This window comes from Nocardia nova NBRC 15556, assembly GCF_001613005.1.
Lineage (GTDB): Bacteria > Actinomycetota > Actinomycetes > Mycobacteriales > Mycobacteriaceae > Nocardia > Nocardia nova.
Genome location: NZ_BDBN01000021.1, coordinates 17,275 through 32,964, shown reverse-complemented (window position 1 = coordinate 32,964; position 15,690 = coordinate 17,275). Strand labels below are relative to the sequence as shown.

General features: G+C 68.2%; 13 protein-coding genes. 3 read left to right on the top strand and 10 right to left on the bottom strand.

Annotation, left to right across the window (positions count from 1 at the left end; genetic code table 11):
* Window positions 1-10: 10 nt before the first annotated feature.
* Together NN2_RS08955 and NN2_RS08950 are read left to right on the top strand one after the other, a co-directional pair.
* On the top strand, window positions 11-2,713 hold the full coding sequence (locus NN2_RS08955) for an MFS transporter (RefSeq protein WP_082856839.1): 2,703 nt from the start codon (window positions 11-13) through the stop codon (window positions 2,711-2,713).
* Window positions 2,714-2,786: 73 nt separating this feature from the next.
* A complete protein-coding gene (locus NN2_RS08950) occupies window positions 2,787-3,608 on the top strand; it encodes a YceI family protein (RefSeq protein WP_030516045.1) in 822 nt (273 codons plus the stop codon).
* A 25-nt stretch (window positions 3,609-3,633) separates the two neighbouring features.
* Here the strand turns inward: NN2_RS08950 and NN2_RS08945 are convergent, their stop codons facing one another.
* Window positions 3,634-3,966 (bottom strand): hypothetical protein, encoded by a 333-nt coding sequence (locus NN2_RS08945; protein WP_063012126.1) that lies wholly within the window; start codon window positions 3,964-3,966, stop codon window positions 3,634-3,636.
* A 206-nt stretch (window positions 3,967-4,172) separates the two neighbouring features.
* Window positions 4,173-5,345, bottom strand: coding sequence for a PucR family transcriptional regulator (locus NN2_RS08940; RefSeq protein ID WP_245658624.1), 1,173 nt, complete (start codon window positions 5,343-5,345; stop codon window positions 4,173-4,175).
* A gap of 250 nt (window positions 5,346-5,595) precedes the next feature.
* On the opposite strand from NN2_RS08940, the gene NN2_RS08935 reads away from it, so the two are divergent.
* Window positions 5,596-7,140 carry a long-chain-fatty-acid--CoA ligase gene (locus NN2_RS08935; RefSeq protein WP_063012122.1) on the top strand — a complete coding sequence of 515 codons (1,545 nt, stop codon included), beginning with the start codon at window positions 5,596-5,598 and terminating at the stop codon, window positions 7,138-7,140.
* Window positions 7,141-7,145: 5 nt separating this feature from the next.
* On the opposite strand, the gene NN2_RS08930 is transcribed toward NN2_RS08935, so the two are convergent.
* The 8 genes from NN2_RS08930 to NN2_RS08895 all read right to left on the bottom strand — a co-directional run bounded on the left by NN2_RS08930 (window position 7,146) and on the right by NN2_RS08895 (window position 15,345).
* Window positions 7,146-7,733 carry a TerD family protein gene (locus NN2_RS08930; RefSeq protein WP_169812389.1) on the bottom strand — a complete coding sequence of 196 codons (588 nt, stop codon included), beginning with the start codon at window positions 7,731-7,733 and terminating at the stop codon, window positions 7,146-7,148.
* Between the two features lie 102 nt (window positions 7,734-7,835).
* Window positions 7,836-9,899 carry a CocE/NonD family hydrolase gene (locus tag NN2_RS08925; RefSeq protein WP_063012120.1) on the bottom strand — a complete coding sequence of 688 codons (2,064 nt, stop codon included), beginning with the start codon at window positions 9,897-9,899 and terminating at the stop codon, window positions 7,836-7,838.
* Between the two features lie 107 nt (window positions 9,900-10,006).
* Window positions 10,007-11,236 (bottom strand): cytochrome P450 family protein, encoded by a 1,230-nt coding sequence (locus NN2_RS08920; RefSeq protein WP_063012118.1) that lies wholly within the window; start codon window positions 11,234-11,236, stop codon window positions 10,007-10,009.
* Window positions 11,233-12,510 carry a cytochrome P450 gene (locus tag NN2_RS08915; RefSeq protein ID WP_063012116.1) on the bottom strand — a complete coding sequence of 426 codons (1,278 nt, stop codon included), beginning with the start codon at window positions 12,508-12,510 and terminating at the stop codon, window positions 11,233-11,235. The genes NN2_RS08920 and NN2_RS08915 overlap by 4 nt, the downstream gene beginning before the upstream one ends.
* Window positions 12,507-13,085 carry a GTP-binding protein gene (locus NN2_RS08910; protein WP_255401793.1) on the bottom strand — a complete coding sequence of 193 codons (579 nt, stop codon included), beginning with the start codon at window positions 13,083-13,085 and terminating at the stop codon, window positions 12,507-12,509. The genes NN2_RS08915 and NN2_RS08910 overlap by 4 nt, the downstream gene beginning before the upstream one ends.
* A 49-nt stretch (window positions 13,086-13,134) precedes the next feature.
* Entirely contained in the window at window positions 13,135-13,500 is a 366-nt protein-coding gene (locus NN2_RS08905) for a DUF742 domain-containing protein (RefSeq protein ID WP_030516036.1), read from the bottom strand.
* Between the two features lie 10 nt (window positions 13,501-13,510).
* Window positions 13,511-13,918, bottom strand: a complete 408-nt coding sequence (locus NN2_RS08900) for a roadblock/LC7 domain-containing protein (protein WP_036506268.1) — start codon at window positions 13,916-13,918, stop codon at window positions 13,511-13,513.
* Complete coding sequence (locus NN2_RS08895) at window positions 13,915-15,345, bottom strand: sensor histidine kinase (RefSeq protein ID WP_063012112.1); 1,431 nt, start codon at window positions 15,343-15,345, stop codon at window positions 13,915-13,917. Before NN2_RS08895 ends, NN2_RS08900 begins: the two co-directional genes overlap by 4 nt.
* Between the last annotated feature and the right edge of the window lie 345 nt (window positions 15,346-15,690).

Genomic DNA, 15,690 nt, shown 5'->3' with positions numbered 1-15,690 from the left:
TTACATACACATGACGACTTCGACCAGTGAGGCTCCGCCGGCGCAGCCGAACGCTCCGACCATCGCGCCGCCGGCGGACGTGCGACCGTCTCTGTCGCATCGCCAGATTTTGACTATTTTGTCCGGTTTGTTGCTGGGGATGTTCTTGGCGGCGCTGGATCAGAATATTGTGAGTGTGGCGATTGTCCGGATCGCGAATAGTTTGCATGGTTTCGATCAGCAGGCGTGGGCGACGACGGCGTATTTGATCACGGCGACGATTTCGACGCCGTTGTACGGCAAGTTGGCCGATATTTATGGTCGTAAGCCGTTTTATTTGCTGGCGATCGGTATTTTCGTGGTGGGGTCGGCGGCGTGTACGTTCGCGACGTCGATGTACGAGTTGGCGGCGTTCCGGGCGTTCCAGGGTTTGGGCGCCGGTGGTCTGATGTCGCTGGCCATGACCATCGTGGGCGATATCGTCCCGCCGCGTGAACGGGCCCGCTACCAGGGCTATTTCATGATGGTCTTCGGCACTTCGACCGTGCTCGGCCCGGTGCTCGGCGGTCTGTTCTCCGATTACGACACCCTGTGGGGGATCGACGGCTGGCGCTGGGTGTTCCTGGTGAACGTGCCGATCGGCGTGGTCGCCCTCGCGGTCGTGGCCAAGGTGCTCAATGTCCCGCATCAGCGGCAGAAGTTGAATGTCGACTGGTGGGGTGCGATCGCGCTGGCGATCTGTGTGGTGCCGTTGCTGATCGTGGCCGAACAGGGCCGCACCTGGGGCTGGGGTTCCGGCAATTCGGTGATCTGCTACGCCGTCGGCGCGGTGGGCCTGGTGCTGTTCATCGGGGTGGAGTACCTGATGAAGGACTCCGCGCTGATTCCGCTGCGGCTGTTCAAGAACTCCACTTTCTCGGTGGTGATGATCGGCGGTTTCATCGTCGGTATCGCGATGTTCGGCGCGATCAGCATGGTGCCGCTGTATCTGCAGGTGGTGCGCGGCTATTCGCCGACCGAGGCGGGTCTGCTGATGCTGCCGCTGGTGCTGGGCATCATGATCGGCTCGATGATCTCCGGTCAGGTCGTCAAGCGCACCGGCCGCTACAAGATCCTGCCGGTGGTCGGCACCTTCCTGGTGACCGTGGGCGCGCTGCTCTACGCCCAGTTGCACTTCGACAGCGCGATGTGGCAGGTGCTCGCGATCGGCGCGCTGGTCGGTCTGGGCTTGGGCTGCTGTATGCAGACGTTGATCATCGCGGCGCAGAATGCCGGTCCGCGGTCGGATATGGGTGTATCGACGGCGTCGGCGACATTCTTCCGGCAGGTCGGCGGCACACTGGGTGTCGCGGTCTTCCTGACGATTCTGTTCAATCTGTTGCCGCACAAGATCACCGATGCCTTCGGCGGTCACCTGCCGCCCGGACTGGACGCCGGCAAGCTGAACCAGTTGCAGGCCAACACCGCCGGAATCGGCGCGCTGCCGCAGCAGATCAAGGACCCGATCCTGATCGGATTCACCAACTCGATGCACGGCGTCTTCTACGCCGCGGCGGGCGTGGCCCTGCTGGCCTGCATCGTCATGATGTTCATGAAAGAGATTCCGCTGCAGGATGCTTCGGCGCCCGCCCCGGCGCCGAAGGATCCGGTCGAGACGGCCGAAGCCGAATGGGCCGAGAACCAGGTGTGGGAGGGTGCCGCCCAGGCGCTCTCCGAGCCCGAACCGGTTCTCGCCGCCGTTGCGGCGGCGGGTCGGCACGCCGCGGCCAACGGGCACGAATCACATCGAATTGCGGAGGTTTCGGCGATGACAAACACTCCTGTCGTCAACTCCCACGGCAGCGGCCACGCCATCGGCGGGCAGGTGCAGCGGGCCGACGGCCGACCGGTCGCGGGCGCCGCGCTGACACTGATCGACCAACGCGGACACCAGGTTTCGCGTTCGACGGGCGACAGCGGCGGTCGCTACTCGATCGAGCCGCCCGGCGCGGGCAACTATGTGCTGATCGTCTCCGCGAACGGTCACCAGCCCGCCGCGGTCAATGTCACCGCCGACGGCCGCACTCAGCGCCTCGACCTGACCCTGCAGGGTTCGGGCGAGCTGTCGGGCACGGTCCGGACCACTGTGACGGGTCAGCCGCTGGCCGGTGCGACCGTCACCCTCACCGATCTGCGTGGTGAAGTGGTGGGCGCGGCCGTCACCGACGAGTCCGGCAACTACCTCTGCCACGGTGTGGTCTCGGGGACCTACACCCTGGTCGCGGTGGCCGAACACATGCGCCCGAGCGCGACCGCGCTGGTCGTGCCCGACAGTGGCCTGCTGCACCACGACATCGAGCTCTCGCCGATGGCGGTGCTGACCGGGACCGTGCTCGCCGACGGCGGTGCGGTGCCGGACGCGGAGGTCACGGTGCTGGATCGCTCCGGAACCCCGATCGGGACCACTCGCACCGACGAGAACGGGCAGTATGTACTGACCGACCTCAGCGAGGGTGAGTACACGGTGGTCGCGCGCGGATATCCGCCGGTGACCAGCCGGGTCGCCGTCGGCGGCGGCGAGGTCGAGCACGATGTCCGGCTGGGTTACGACGACGGTGACGAGGGCGAGCGCCCGGCCGCCGGGCCCGCCGGAGTCTCCGGCACCAACGGTGCCGCGACGAACGGAGAACGGAACGGGGTCCGGCACAATGGTGTCGAGCCCAGTGGTGTCGATCAGAACACGGAGCTGTCATGAGCGAGCTTGCGAGCGAATCAATGTCACAGGGCGCCCCGCGCATGCCGGAGCCGAGCGTCAGCGAGGCGCAGGCATGAGCGGTTTGACCGCACAGGTTCGCAATTCCGATGGCTGGCCGGTGCCGGGTGCGCTGCTGACCGTGACCGATCTGAACGGTCGTCAGCTCGCCCGTGCGGTGGCCGACGAAACCGGGGCCGCGGCGACCGAGCCGCTGCCCGCCGGTATGCACACCGCGGTGGTGACCGCCCCCGGTTATCAGCCGGTGGCGCAGATCGCGCGGATATCGGCTTCCGGCAGCGGGCAATTGGGTGCGGTGGCGTTGCAGTCGGAGGCGAATTCCCTCGGCACGCCGGCACCGGGCCCGTGGACCATCGACCCGGTGCATTCCACGGTCGTGGCCACCGCCCGCCACCTCGGCATCGCGAGTATCAAGGCGCGGTTCGCCGAGGTCGGCGGACGGCTGGACGTGGCCCGGAACTTCGAGCAGACAACGGGTTTCGCCGAGATCAAGGCGGCCAGCATCGACACCGGAATCGGGATGCGCGACGACCATCTGCGCTCGGCCGACTTCCTCGATGTCGAGAGCTACCCGCTGATCGGATTCACCGGAACCGGATTGCGGCGCACCGGCGCCGACACCTGGGTGATGCCCGGTGAACTGGAGTTGCACGGTCAGCGCCGCCCGGTGGAGCTGGACCTGACCTACGGCGGGTCGGGACCCGACCCGTGGGGCGGGGTCCGCGCCGCATTCCATGCCGAGACCCATTTGCACCGCAACGATTTCGCGATCGACTACAACGCCGTCGTGCGCGCCGGTGTGGCCGCGGTGGGCACCACCGTGAAGATCGAGCTGGATATCGAACTGGTGCAGGGAGATTCGCTACCGCAGATGTAGCGGCGGGCCGGGCCGGTGCGACCGGTCAGCTCGCGTGGCGTTCCGGGACGACCCAGATGCGCTGCACCGCAGGGAATTCCGTGGTGTCGGCGCTGGGGTCGACCTCGACGTCCGCATCGAACTCCGGATACCAATGTGTCATGCCCGCAAGGGAATCCGCCGCATCGGGGATGTCGAGTTGCAGCTCGATGGTGTCGGTGAACGGGTCGATCACCGCGGCGTGACGGGCCGGTTCCGGCGCGGCGTGGCGCGGGCGAAACCGTAGTCGATCGATGAAGTCATCGACGGAGGTGTATCCGGCCTCGTAGATCTCGGCCAGCAATCGTTCGGCGGGCGACGGGGCGTGGAATCCGCGCATACTGTCCCTCGATTTATCGATGTTTCACACTACGGTGTTGTTCAGGGGCGATGGGGGCTGTCGGGGACGCAGCCCCCACCTGACCTGATGTTGCGACAGCGGGACGCTGTGGGCATGGCGACCCGCTCTGCAAGCCCCGAGCTATCGAGGCAGTCAGAGCCTAAGCCACCCCGGAGCAACCGCACGGCATTTCGGGGGAAACTTCACTAATTCGCAGACGCGAAATTCGTTGCGCCAGGCCGTACCAGACGGTCGTATTGAATCGCCCACCACACCTGCGCACCCGTGTGCGCCCGGCGCAGATCGCACCCGGTCAGCTCCTCGAAACGGCCGATGCGATAGCGGACCGTATTGGGATGCACGATCAGTCGCTGTGCGGTCGCCTCGATGCGCATGCCGGTATCGAGATACGCCGTCACGGTGTCGATCAGCGTCGCGGCCGAGCCGCCGCTGCCCAGCGGCGCGAGATAGCGACGCACGAGTTCGGCGCCGAGTTCGGGATCGGCGGCGACGCCCGGAAGCAGGCCGAGACTGTCGAATTCACAGGTCCCGGTATGGCCGAGCGCGGCCGCCGTGGCCAGGGCGCGGCCCGCCAGCCGAAACGACCGCGGGGCCTCGGCGAGCGGGCGCGGTGGTCCGAACGCCAGCAGTGCCGCACCCGGAATGTGGATCGTGCGATCGGTGAACCCGGCATAGTCGCCGTCGATCACGGTGCGGAAGGCGTAATCCGCGCCCTGGGGTCGCAGCAGACGGTCGAATTCGGTCGGCGGCGCCGCGTCGGCGCGGGCGCGGAAGGCGCGATAGTCGGCGTCGGCGCGCAGGCCGTAGCGCTGGATGCCCAATGTCAGCTCGGTGGCCGAAATCGTGCCCGCCAGCACGGCCCGCGTGAATTCCGCGCGCTGGATGCGGTCGTGACCAGCTCGGGTGCGCTCGACCTCGTGGTGGGCGTCGGAGAACGAGGCCGTCGCATCGTCGACCAATTCGAGCAGATCACGGGTGATCTCGAACAGCACCGCGTCGTCGGCGCCGCATTCGGCCGCCACCGCGCTCAGCGTCTCGAGATGCAGGCGTTCGGCCAGGCGCCAGGCGCGTAGCAGCGCCTCCATGGACACCGCCTGCGTGGCGCGGATCCGGCCGTAATCGGTCAGCCGGGTGCCTTCGGACGATTCGACATCGGCCGTACCGGCGAGGGAGGCGAACAGCCGGTCCATGATCGCCATCGTCGTCGGCAGCAGATCGGCCGCATCGATCGTGCGGTAATCCGGAATCTCGGCGCGGGCCCGGTCGACGATGCGGGCGGCGAGGGCGTCGCGCTCGGCCCGCATCCGCGCCAGCAAGCGTTGCCGCGGGGCACTCGAGGACTCGGACGACTCAGTCATGACAGGCCCGAGAATACGACGCGACTTTGGAGAAACCAACAAATCCCAGCCCCCGAACTTCGACGCGAAATCCATGGCTGCCCAGCCTGTGGCGTACGACACTCATCGGAGTTCCTCCGTGGGGCTCGGCCGCCTCGATTTTGGACTGACGGAGCGAGGGAGCGCAGCGACTGAGCGGAGGAGGGAAAAATCGAGGCCAAGAGGCCGAGACCCCGCCGGAGCGAAGCGAAGGCAGAAAGCAGAGACGCGCATGTATCTCACTCAGGGCCTGCACCGGGCCGTTCAGCAGAACCCCGACGGGGTCATGTCGATCTGCGGCGATCGTGTTCGCACCTTCGCCGAGGGCGCCGACCGGGTCGCGCGGCTCGCCGCGGCGTTGCGGCAGCTGGGTGTGGGCGAGGGTGATCGGGTCGCGATTCTGGCGCTCAACAGTGATCGGTATCTGGAGTACGTGCTGGCCGTGCCGTGGGCCGGGGCAGCGCTCAATCCGGTCAACATTCGCTGGAGTCCGGCGGAAATCGCTTATTCGCTGGAGGATTCCGAGACGGCGGTCCTGCTGGTCGACGACACCTTCGCCGCGATGGTGCCCGCGCTGCGGGCGGCCGCGCCGGTGCTGCGCGCCGTGATCCACTGCGGTGACGGTCCCGCGCCCGACGGCATGCTGTCGTACGAGGAACTGATCGCGGGCGCGGACCCCGTCGAGGATGTTCGCCGCGGCGGTGACGCACCGGCCGGAATCTTCTATACCGGCGGGACCACCGGTCACCCCAAGGGTGTGGTGCTCAGCCACGCCGGACTGCAGATCTCGGGGCTGGGCAGTCTGTCCACCGGATATCTGGCGCAACCCGGCGCTCGCTATCTGCACGCCGCCCCGATGTTCCACCTCGCCGATCTGGCCGGCTGTGTCACCCAGATCATGATGGGTGGCGCCCAGGTGATGGTTCCGGCCTTCGATCCGGTCGCGGTGATGAAAGCGATTGCCGATCACCAGGTTACGGATACGCTGCTGGTACCGGTGATGATCCAGATGATCGTCGACCACCCGCGGGTGCGCGACTTCGATCTGTCCAGTGTGCGCGGCATCGTCTACGGGGCCTCGCCGATCGCGCAGGCCGTGCTCGAGCGTGCCATGCGGGCGTTCCCGCAGGCGCGCTTCGCCCAGGCCTACGGAATGACCGAATTGTCGCCCGTGGCAACACTTCTCGGCCCCGAGGACCACCTGGCCGGCCGATTGCGTTCGGCGGGCCGCGCGGCCCCGCATGCCGAGGTGCGCGTCGCCGATGCCGAGGACAACGAGGTGCCGCGCGGCACGGTCGGCGAGATCCTGGTCCGCGGCGGGCATGTGATGCTCGGTTACTGGAACCGGCCCGAGGAGACCGCGGCGGCGCTGCGGGGCGGTTGGATGCACACCGGCGACGGCGGCTACATGGACGACGAGGGGTACGTCTACATCGTCGACCGGATGAAGGACATGATCGTCAGCGGTGGCGAGAACGTGTACTCCGCCGAGGTGGAGAACGCCGTATCAGGACATCCGTCGGTGGCCGCGTGTGCGGTGATCGGTGTCCCGGACGAGGAATGGGGCGAGCGGGTGCACGCGGTGATCGTGTGCCATCCCGGCGCCACGGTCACGGTCGAGGAGATCCGCGACCACGCCAAGCAATCGATCGCCGGCTACAAGACCCCGCGCACCATCGAGCTGGTCGACGCCCTGCCGGTCTCCGGTGCGGGCAAGATCCTCAAACGCGAACTGCGCAAACAGTATTGGGGCGATTCGGAGCGACAGGTCCACTGAGCGCGTCAGCGCAGCAGGCCGGCGAGGTGGGGTAGCGCTTCGACGGGATGTGCGGCGGCGATTCCGGCGGCGATCTCGCGGAATTCCCAGCCGTGGCGCCCGCGGCGGAAAACTCCCACCACCATGCCGGTATCGCCGCCCGCGCCGAGGTCGCGATCGGCGAGCACGATGCCGTCACCGGCGGTGACGCGGCAGCGCGCGTTCTCGACCTCGGCGAAGGTCTGGCCGCTGTAACAGGTGACGACCACGACGACGCCGGTGATCTCGGGGCGCACCCGGGTCAGGTCGAGGGTGATGATCTCGTCGTCGCCCTCGTCCTCGCCGTTGACGCTGTCGCCGAGCAGTCGCACCGCACCGTCGGCGGAGATCAGGTGCTGGTGATACACCACCTCCACCGGGTCGTCGCCGGCCAGCAGGACGGCGGCCGCGTTGAGGTCGATCGCGGTGCGGCGGGCGCCGAACCAGCGCCGGCCGCGGGCGGGGTCCCAACCCAGGCCCACGGTCGCGAATTCCACCGGACCCGCAGCGCCCTGTGGTTGTTCTCCGGACATCAGCCGCACCTCCCCGCCGAGCGGTGCGACGTCGGTGCGCACCGGCTTCTCGCGGTCATTATCGACCGTCGACTGCGCGACGTTAACCGGCGGGCGGTACCGAAACTCGGGTGCGGCGCGAAAACTGTTCGGACACTGGGTAATTCAGCCGATGGGCCGATCGGTGGGCAGATTGACGTAACTCGGTGCGTTCGGATCCAGGCGCAGATGCTGGGGCTTGAGCTCGGAATCGTTGAGCATCGGGCGGAACGGCATGGCCTTGGGCGCATTGGCCGCGAACAGGTCGATCCGCAGCCGATGCCCGATCTGCAGCCGAGCCTGGGTCGGGATCACCGCGATGTCGAGGCCCACGGGTTCGCCGGGTGTCACCGGCTGCCGCGCCGCGGCGGTGAGCAGATGGAACGGAATCGTGTAGTCGCCGTTGGCGGATCGGCTGCTGCGGGCATCGTCGACGGCGCGCATGGAGACGGTGAGCTGTCCGGTGGTCAGTGCGGTGGAGGTGCCGTCGGGCGCGACGTCGTTGACGGTGGCGCTCCAGAATCCGTCGGTGGCGTCCTGCACGGTCTCGAGGTGGATGTCGATGGGCCCGGAGATGGCGGTCGGCGCGGAGACCGGGGCGCTGGTGAAGGTCAGCGCGTCGTGTTCGGCGACCCGGGAGTCCTTGGCGCAGGCATCGAGCATCGCCGCGGAACCGGCCGAACCTTGGGCCGCGTCCCGGGAGCAGAGGGTCGCCAGTCCCGGCGCCACGGTGAGTGTGGCGACCTCGGCCGGCGGCTGTGCGCTCAACGACCCGTCGTGCACCGCCGCATCGGTGGTGCCGCTGGGCCCGGCGGTCAGGTAGACCCGGCGGTGGTCGGCTCCAGGCTGCGGATACTGCGGCAGCGTCACCCAGCCGCCGCCCTGCTCCTTCAGCACGATGGGGCCGTAGCTGTCGATACCGTTGTCGATGTCCTTGAGCCACTTGTCGAACCACGCTCGCTGCAACACCTCGAGCCGCGGCGGGGCGCCGGGTACGCCGGTGCCGGCACCGGGATTGGCGTGATAGGTGTCGCCGACCACGAGTTGTTTCCGCCCGGCCGGCAGCGGGATGGCCTGGTAGATCTTGGTGGCGCTGTTGGCGAAGATGTCGTGCCAGCCGCCGTAGACGAAGGTGGGCACGGTAACTCGTTCCGGATGTCCGGTGAGGGCCTGGCGGAAATCGCTACCGGAGTCCAGTGCATCCGAGAGGGCGGGCGGCATATCGTCCATCGACGGCGTCAACAGGGCCTGAGCGAGCAGGTCCACATTGGTGGCCGGATCCGCCACCCGGGCGCTGAGCCATTTCCAGTCGAAGGTTCCGTTGAGGATCGCCTTCAGATCGGGGATCAGCTTGAGCTGATTGACCGTTTGGAGCCACATCGGCAGGAAGGTGGTGCCGACGCCGCCGCCCGGCGCCACCACGTCACGCATGAGATCGCTGCCGGGCACCACCGGGAAGATGGCGCGCAGCGCCGCCGGGGCGTCCTCCGCCGCTCGCAGTTGATTGATGGCCGCGTACGAGCCGCCGCTCATCGCCACCTTGCCGTTCGAGAACGGTTGTGCCGCAGCCCAATCGATCACCTCGCGGGTATCGAGCTGTTCCCGCGCGCCCAGGGTCTCCCAATTGCCCTGGGACTGTCCGGTGCCGCGCACATCGGCGACCACCAGCGTGTAGCCGCTGCGAATCAGATTGCGGTCCAGGCCGAGGACGGTCGGCACGGTGCCGCCGTCGAGGGCGTGCAGCAGATCGCCGAAGCTGCTGATCGGGGTGCCGGAGAGGTTGATCTGCCGCACCAGGGACATGACCAGGGGCTGCAGTGCGGGATTCTCCACCGCCGAGCCGACCAGATCGGTCATCAGCTTGGTGTAGGGCGTGAGATTGACGATGGTCGGCAGCGGCTGGGCGACCACCGCGCCGGAGGCGTCGACCGGCCGGTACACGTCGGCCTTCAGCACGATCCCGTCGCTCATCCGGATCGGCACATCGGAGTCCAGATGGACGTCCGGATATTGCTGAGGGCCGTCGTGCACGGCGGTCCACTGGTCCTCGCGGCCGACGAGGCCGGGGGCGGCGGAGTGCGGTAGGCCACCGAAGAGGGCGGTGACGGTCGCGGAAATCCCCACTGCCGCAACGGCAATCAGGGTTCGGACGGGCACGACGGGTTTGCGCGATCGCAGCTGCCCGAACATCACGCCCCTTCTCGGTTGAGTTTTCGCGCACGACTGGGCCGGTCATCGACGATAGCAATCCGCTACCGAAAATTTCGGTAGCGCGGCCCTGGTGTCGCGCGCGGAACTCAGTCGCCGAGCCGGACCGGGAACTGGGCCAAATCGTTCTGCGTCAGCACGGGAAGGTTGTGAATCTCCTCCACCGGTACGGCCAACGACAGCTGCGGGAACCGTTCGAACAGCGCGGGCAGTGCGATCGACGCTTCCAGCCGGGCGAGCGCGGCACCCGGGCAGATGTGCGGTCCGTGACCGAAACTGATGTGGCGCTTGGCCGTCGGCCGGGTGATGTCGAATGCGTCGGCGTCGGCGCCGTGCACCGTGGTGTCGCGGCCGATGGCCCGATACGACATCACCACCCCCTCGCCGCGTTCGATGACGGTGTCGCCGACGGTGATGTCCTCGGTCGCGAACCGCATGAGCAGATGTGTCACCGGACCGTCCCAGCGCAGCGTCTCCTCGATCGCTGTCTCCCAATCGATCTGCCCCGAGCGCACCAGCTCGAACTGCTCCGGATGGGTGAGCAGGGCGCGCACGGTGGTGAGGATCAGCGACACCGTGGTCTCGTGCCCGGCGGCGACCAGCGCCTGCAGATTGCCGACCACCTCGGCCTCGCTGAGCGGTTCGCCACCGTCGGTGGCCAGGATCAGCGCGCTGGTCAGGTCGTCGGCCGGGTCGGCGGACTTCTTGCGCACCATCTCGGTGAAGTACTCGCCCATTCGCTCGATCACCGCGAGCCGCTCGTCCTGCGGGGTGAGCAGGGAGAAGAACGCCTTGTACCAGTCGAGCAGCATCGGATGATCGGCGTGGTCGACGCCCATGAGCTCGCTGATCACGCGCATCGGCAGCGGATAGGCGAAGACCGATTTCAGGTCGGCCGTGCCGTCGCCGGCGGCGGTCAGATCGTCCAGCAGTGCGGCGACGGTCGATTCGATGAACGGGCGCAGGGAGGTCAGGCGGCGCGCGGTCAGCGCCTGGGTGGTCTTGATGCGCAGGCGGCGGTGTTCGGGGCCGTCGACGGTGAACATCGAGACCCCGACGTCGATCATGCCGATCAGCGGCCACTGCCGGGTGACCACGCCGTCGCGCCACAGCGACCAGGAGTTGATGTCCTTGACCAGCCGCGGGTCGATGAGCAACTGCCGGGCCAGGGTGTGGCCGGTGACGGTCCAGGCCGGCACCCCCAGCAGTTCGATCCGGGTCAGCTGTCCGGCATCGCGTAATCGGGCGGTCTCACCGCCGAGGTCGCCGACCATCGGATCGATCACGAGCGGTGCGGCATGCGGGCAACTGGCATTCACGGGGTACCTCCCACGGTACGAACGGGTGTGAAGGTGACCGGCAGCGACGTCATTCCGCGCAGGAACGGCGACGGCCGGCGAGTCAGTTCGGTGGCGGCGACGGCGAGGTCGAGATCCGGCAGCCGATCCAGCAGCACTTCGATCCCGGTGCGCGCGATGATCTCCGCGATCTGCTGGGCCGGGAAGGGGCAGCGGTATTCGCCGTAACTGAACGCGAAATGCGCGCTGTTGCCGCTGTGCGCGGGTGCGAGGGAATCGGAAAGATCTTGGCGCACATGCGGATCGGCGTTCGCGCCCGCTAGGCCGAGCAGCAGCATATCGCCGCGCCGGATGGTCTTGCCGGCCAGCCGGGTGTCGCGCGAGGCCCAGCGCCCGGCCAGGATCTGGGTGGGGGTGTCCTCCCACAGCACCTCGTTCATCGCCTGCCCGATGCTGTGGCGGCCACCGCCGAGGGCGGCCGCGAAGCGATCGTCGGTGAGCATCAGCCGCACCGAATTTCCGAGCCAGTCGCTGGTCGGCAGCTGGCCCGCGGCCGTGACGGCCATCAGATCGAGCGCGTATTCCTCGTCGCTGAACCGTTCGGGCGAGTGCAGCATCCGCGAGGTGAGATCGTTGCCCGGGCGCGACTTCTTCATCGCGACGAGTCGCTGCATATGGTCGGCGAATCGGCCGTAGGCCGCCTGCGCCTCGGCGCCACCGTCGGCGAGGGTCTTCATGGTCCAGGCCAGATCCGCACCCTGATCGTCGGGGAATCCGATCACCCAGGCCAGCGCCAGCACCGGCAGTGGTTCGGCGAATTCCGCGATCAGGTCGGCGGTGCCGCGCCCGCAGAAGCGGTCGATCAGCTGATCGGCCAGATCCTCACAGGCCCTGCGCAATCCGAACGGGTCGACCTGTTCGAGCGCGGGCTCGACCATGGCCAGATGCCGCAGATGCTCGGCCCCGGCGGTGAAGTAGATCGACGGCATCGGGCGGCCGACCATCGGCAGCAGCGGCCAGTCCTCGGGGATGTTCGGCCACTGATTCCAGCGCGCCACATCGCGCGGGAACAGTTCCGCATCGCTGGTGACCTGGTGAACTTCGCGATAACCGATCACCAGCCAGGCCGGAATTCCGCCGGGCAGTTCCACCGAGACCACCGGGCCGTGGGCCCGCCGCATCTCCCGGTACAACTCGTGCGGGTCGGTGTGGAAACGCGGGCCGCTCAACGGCATCGGATCGGCGGGCGAGACCGGGCAACCATCGGCGCTGAGACCGGCCTGCGGCGCGTTCATCGGGCCGCTCCCCGGGCGGCGGCCCGCAGGCCGGCGGCGTGCAGATGTTCGACGAGGGCGATCAGCACCCGCTTGCCCGAATCCCGCGAGCGCGCATCGCATTCCACCAGTGGCACGTGCGGATCCAGATCCAGGGCGGCACGCAGTTGAGTGTCGTCGTGGCCGGCAGGCCCGAAGATGTTGCACGCCACCACGAACGGGGTCTGCTGATGTTCGAGCCGGTCGATGGCGTACCAGGAGTCGGTGATCCGGCGCGGGTCGACCAGCACGATCGCGCCCAGCGCGCCGGTGAACAACCGGTCCCACAGAAACCAGAAGCGCTCCTGCCCCGGTGCGCCGAACAGATACAGGACGTGTTCCGCGTCGATGGTGATGCGGCCGAAGTCGAAGGCGACCGTGGTGGTGGATTTGGCCGGTGCGCCGGTGGGATCGTCGATGCCGATGCCCAGCGAGGTCATCGTCGCCTCGGTGTCGAGCGGGCGGATCTCGCTGACCGCGCGGACCATGGTGGTTTTACCGACGCCGAAACCGCCGACGATGACGACCTTGAGCCCGTGCCGGGCGGTGTCGGCCAGCGGCGCCTGGGCCCGGGCCGGACGGTCGCCGAATCCGGTGCGGAGGGGATCAGAGGTTGCGGAGTCCAACGAGCACCTTCTCCAGTATTTCGGTGTCGGGCAGGGCATTCCACGGCTCCCACGCGGGCGCGGAATGCGGGTGGCGCACGGTGATCTTTCCGGCGTCGAGCAGGTCGGCCAGCAACACCATCGTGATGCCGACCGGCAGCCGCAGCTCGGCGGCGATCTCGACCACGGCCGTCGGCGCCCGGCAGATCTCGAGGATCGCGACCTGCTCGGACTGCATCCCCGGGGCCGGCTCCGATTCGGCCACCACGAGTGTCACCAGATCGAAGGCGTCGGTATCGGGGTGGCTGCGGCCGCCGGTGAGGGTGTAGAGCCGGTCCGGGGTGTCGTCGCGGCCCGGCCTGGTCATCGCGCCCGCCTCACGGCCGCGGGCCGCGCGGCGCGGCGGAGAGGTGTTCGCCGAGCTGTTCGACCAGTTCGCTCATGTTGTGGCCGACCAGCCCGGCATCTGCCTCGGCATCGGCGACGACCGCGATGTGGGCGCCCAATCCGGCCTCGACGATGAACAGGATGCCGCCGTAGAACTCCGTCATCGACTGCCGCACGCCACTGCGCCCGTCGCCGAATTCCACCGAGGCGCCGTGCGAGAGGCTCTGGATTCCGGCCGCGATCGCGGCCAGCTGATCGGCCTTGTCCACCGACAGTTCCGGGGTGTGGCAGATCTTGAGACCGTCGCTGGACAGCAGCAGGGCGTGCCGGCTGTGCGGGGTGCGGGCCAGCAGCTGGTCCAGGAGCCAATCCAGGTGCGCCGGTACCGAAGTGGTCATCGATCGTTCTCCAGGGCAATCGAAGGGGAGGGGGAATCCGGGGCCGAGACCGCGCGCTGGAAGGCGCCGAGGGCCGACGGCCGCGTCCGCGGGTAGGCCGAATCCTCGACGGCGGCGCTGCGCAGGCCGTCGGGATGGACTGCGGCGAGAGTGCTGCCGCGGCGGCGTTTCGGTAAGGGTTCGGCCGACCGCTCGGGGTCCGGAACCGCCTGCGTGGCAGAGTGTTTCGCGGCCGCGGTGGTGGCGTCGGCGTCCCGGTCGTCGGTGACGGGCGGTCCGAACGGACTCGCCGGAAGGGCGGCCGGGGTCGCGACCCGCGCGGCGGGCGGCAGTTCGATCGTCGCGGTGGAGCCGGGGGAGCGGTCCAGGCGCGTGGTCAGATCGCGCGGGACCACGACGACGACCGCCGTGCCGCCGATCGCCGACGGGCGATACGACACGGTGAGCGCATGTTTGCGCGCCAGATTGCCGACCACCGCGAGCCCGAGCCGGGTGCCGGTCAGCGAGGACAGATCGGTATCCGCTCCGCGTGCCGTCCGGGTGCCGGACACCGCCTGTTCGGCGCGGCGCAGGGCGGATTCGCTCATCACCAGTCCGCTGTCCTCGATGGTGACGACGACGCCGGCCGGCACTTCGGCGGCGTAGACGTGGACCTCGGTGGTGGGCGGGGAGAAATTGCAGGCGTTGTCGATCAGCTCGGCCAGCGCGTGCATGACGCCCTCGGCGGCATGACCGGCGATCGCGATTTCGGCGACCGCGCGCAGGCGCACCCGGCGGTAGCCCGCGACGCGACCCATGGCGCCGCGCAGAATCGATTCCATCGCAATGGGTTTCGCCCACCGCCGGCCCGAGCGGGCGCCGCTGAGCACCGCGATGCTGTCGGCCAGGCGTCCGGCCTGTGCGGTGCGATGGTCGAGGGTCAGCAGATCGGCCAGCACCGACGGATCGGCGTGCCGATGTTCCATTTCGCGCAGTTCGGCCAGCATCGAGGTGGTCATCGCCTGCATCCGCCCGGCGGCGCCGGCGAACGCCGCCATCGCGGCCACCCGGCGGTTCTCGCTGCCGCCCGCCTCCCGCCCCGCCGCGACCGCGGTATCGTGGGCGGCTGCCAGGCGCGCCTCGCTCTCGGCGACGTAGTTCGCGACCGCACGCTCGGCGCGATCGTTGGCCTCACGATAGCGAATCGCCCGGTCACGGTAGTGACCGGCGAATCCCGACGTCACGGCCAAGGCCAGGCCCACGACCCCGGCGGCGACGGCCGAGGCCACTCGTTCGGTCTCGGGCGCGAACCGGAGCATGGCCAGGCAAGCCGCGGCGCCGACGAAGACACAGATCGTCGCGGGAAGGAGAAAGGCCGGTACTCGTCGCGGTGGCCGGGATGTGGCGGCGCCCCCGGGCGCCTGCTGCGAATTGACTGAATAGGTCACTATCGATACTTCCGGATCCACATCCACATGTGCGGAGATGGCACAGTTCCCCCACCTTCCGCTGTGCACGGCTGACTCGAATGCGCGGACCGCCAGACGATTTCGAAATTCGCGCACGAGCATAACGCCGACCCCGAGGGTGCGCTACCCGAAGTGTTCGCGCCGTCCGGCGGCTTCGAAATGGAAGTTTCACGGCGAGTTTTCGAAATGAAGGAATGTGATGTCGAGTGCCCCGTTTCCGCGAAAACACTGCTCAGCAACCATGTTCGAAAATACTGGCGAATGTGTCGTGCGCGCGAGCGGCACGATCACGAACTGAAAACGTTGCGGCGCACTATCTTTCGG

Excerpts from the sequence above, each read along its gene's own strand:
- NN2_RS08955 (WP_082856839.1), top strand. The coding sequence starts at position 11 with ATGACGACTTCGACCAGTGAGGCTCCGCCGGCGCAGCCGAACGCTCCG.
- NN2_RS08950 (WP_030516045.1), top strand. The coding sequence starts at position 2,787 with ATGAGCGGTTTGACCGCACAGGTTCGCAATTCCGATGGCTGGCCGGTG.
- NN2_RS08945 (WP_063012126.1), bottom strand. The coding sequence starts at position 3,966 with ATGCGCGGATTCCACGCCCCGTCGCCCGCCGAACGATTGCTGGCCGAG.
- NN2_RS08940 (WP_245658624.1), bottom strand. The coding sequence starts at position 5,345 with ATGACTGAGTCGTCCGAGTCCTCGAGTGCCCCGCGGCAACGCTTGCTG.
- NN2_RS08935 (WP_063012122.1), top strand. The coding sequence starts at position 5,596 with ATGTATCTCACTCAGGGCCTGCACCGGGCCGTTCAGCAGAACCCCGAC.
- NN2_RS08925 (WP_063012120.1), bottom strand. The coding sequence starts at position 9,899 with ATGTTCGGGCAGCTGCGATCGCGCAAACCCGTCGTGCCCGTCCGAACC.
- NN2_RS08915 (WP_063012116.1), bottom strand. The coding sequence starts at position 12,510 with ATGAACGCGCCGCAGGCCGGTCTCAGCGCCGATGGTTGCCCGGTCTCG.
- NN2_RS08905 (WP_030516036.1), bottom strand. The coding sequence starts at position 13,500 with ATGACCAGGCCGGGCCGCGACGACACCCCGGACCGGCTCTACACCCTC.
- NN2_RS08900 (WP_036506268.1), bottom strand. The coding sequence starts at position 13,918 with ATGACCACTTCGGTACCGGCGCACCTGGATTGGCTCCTGGACCAGCTG.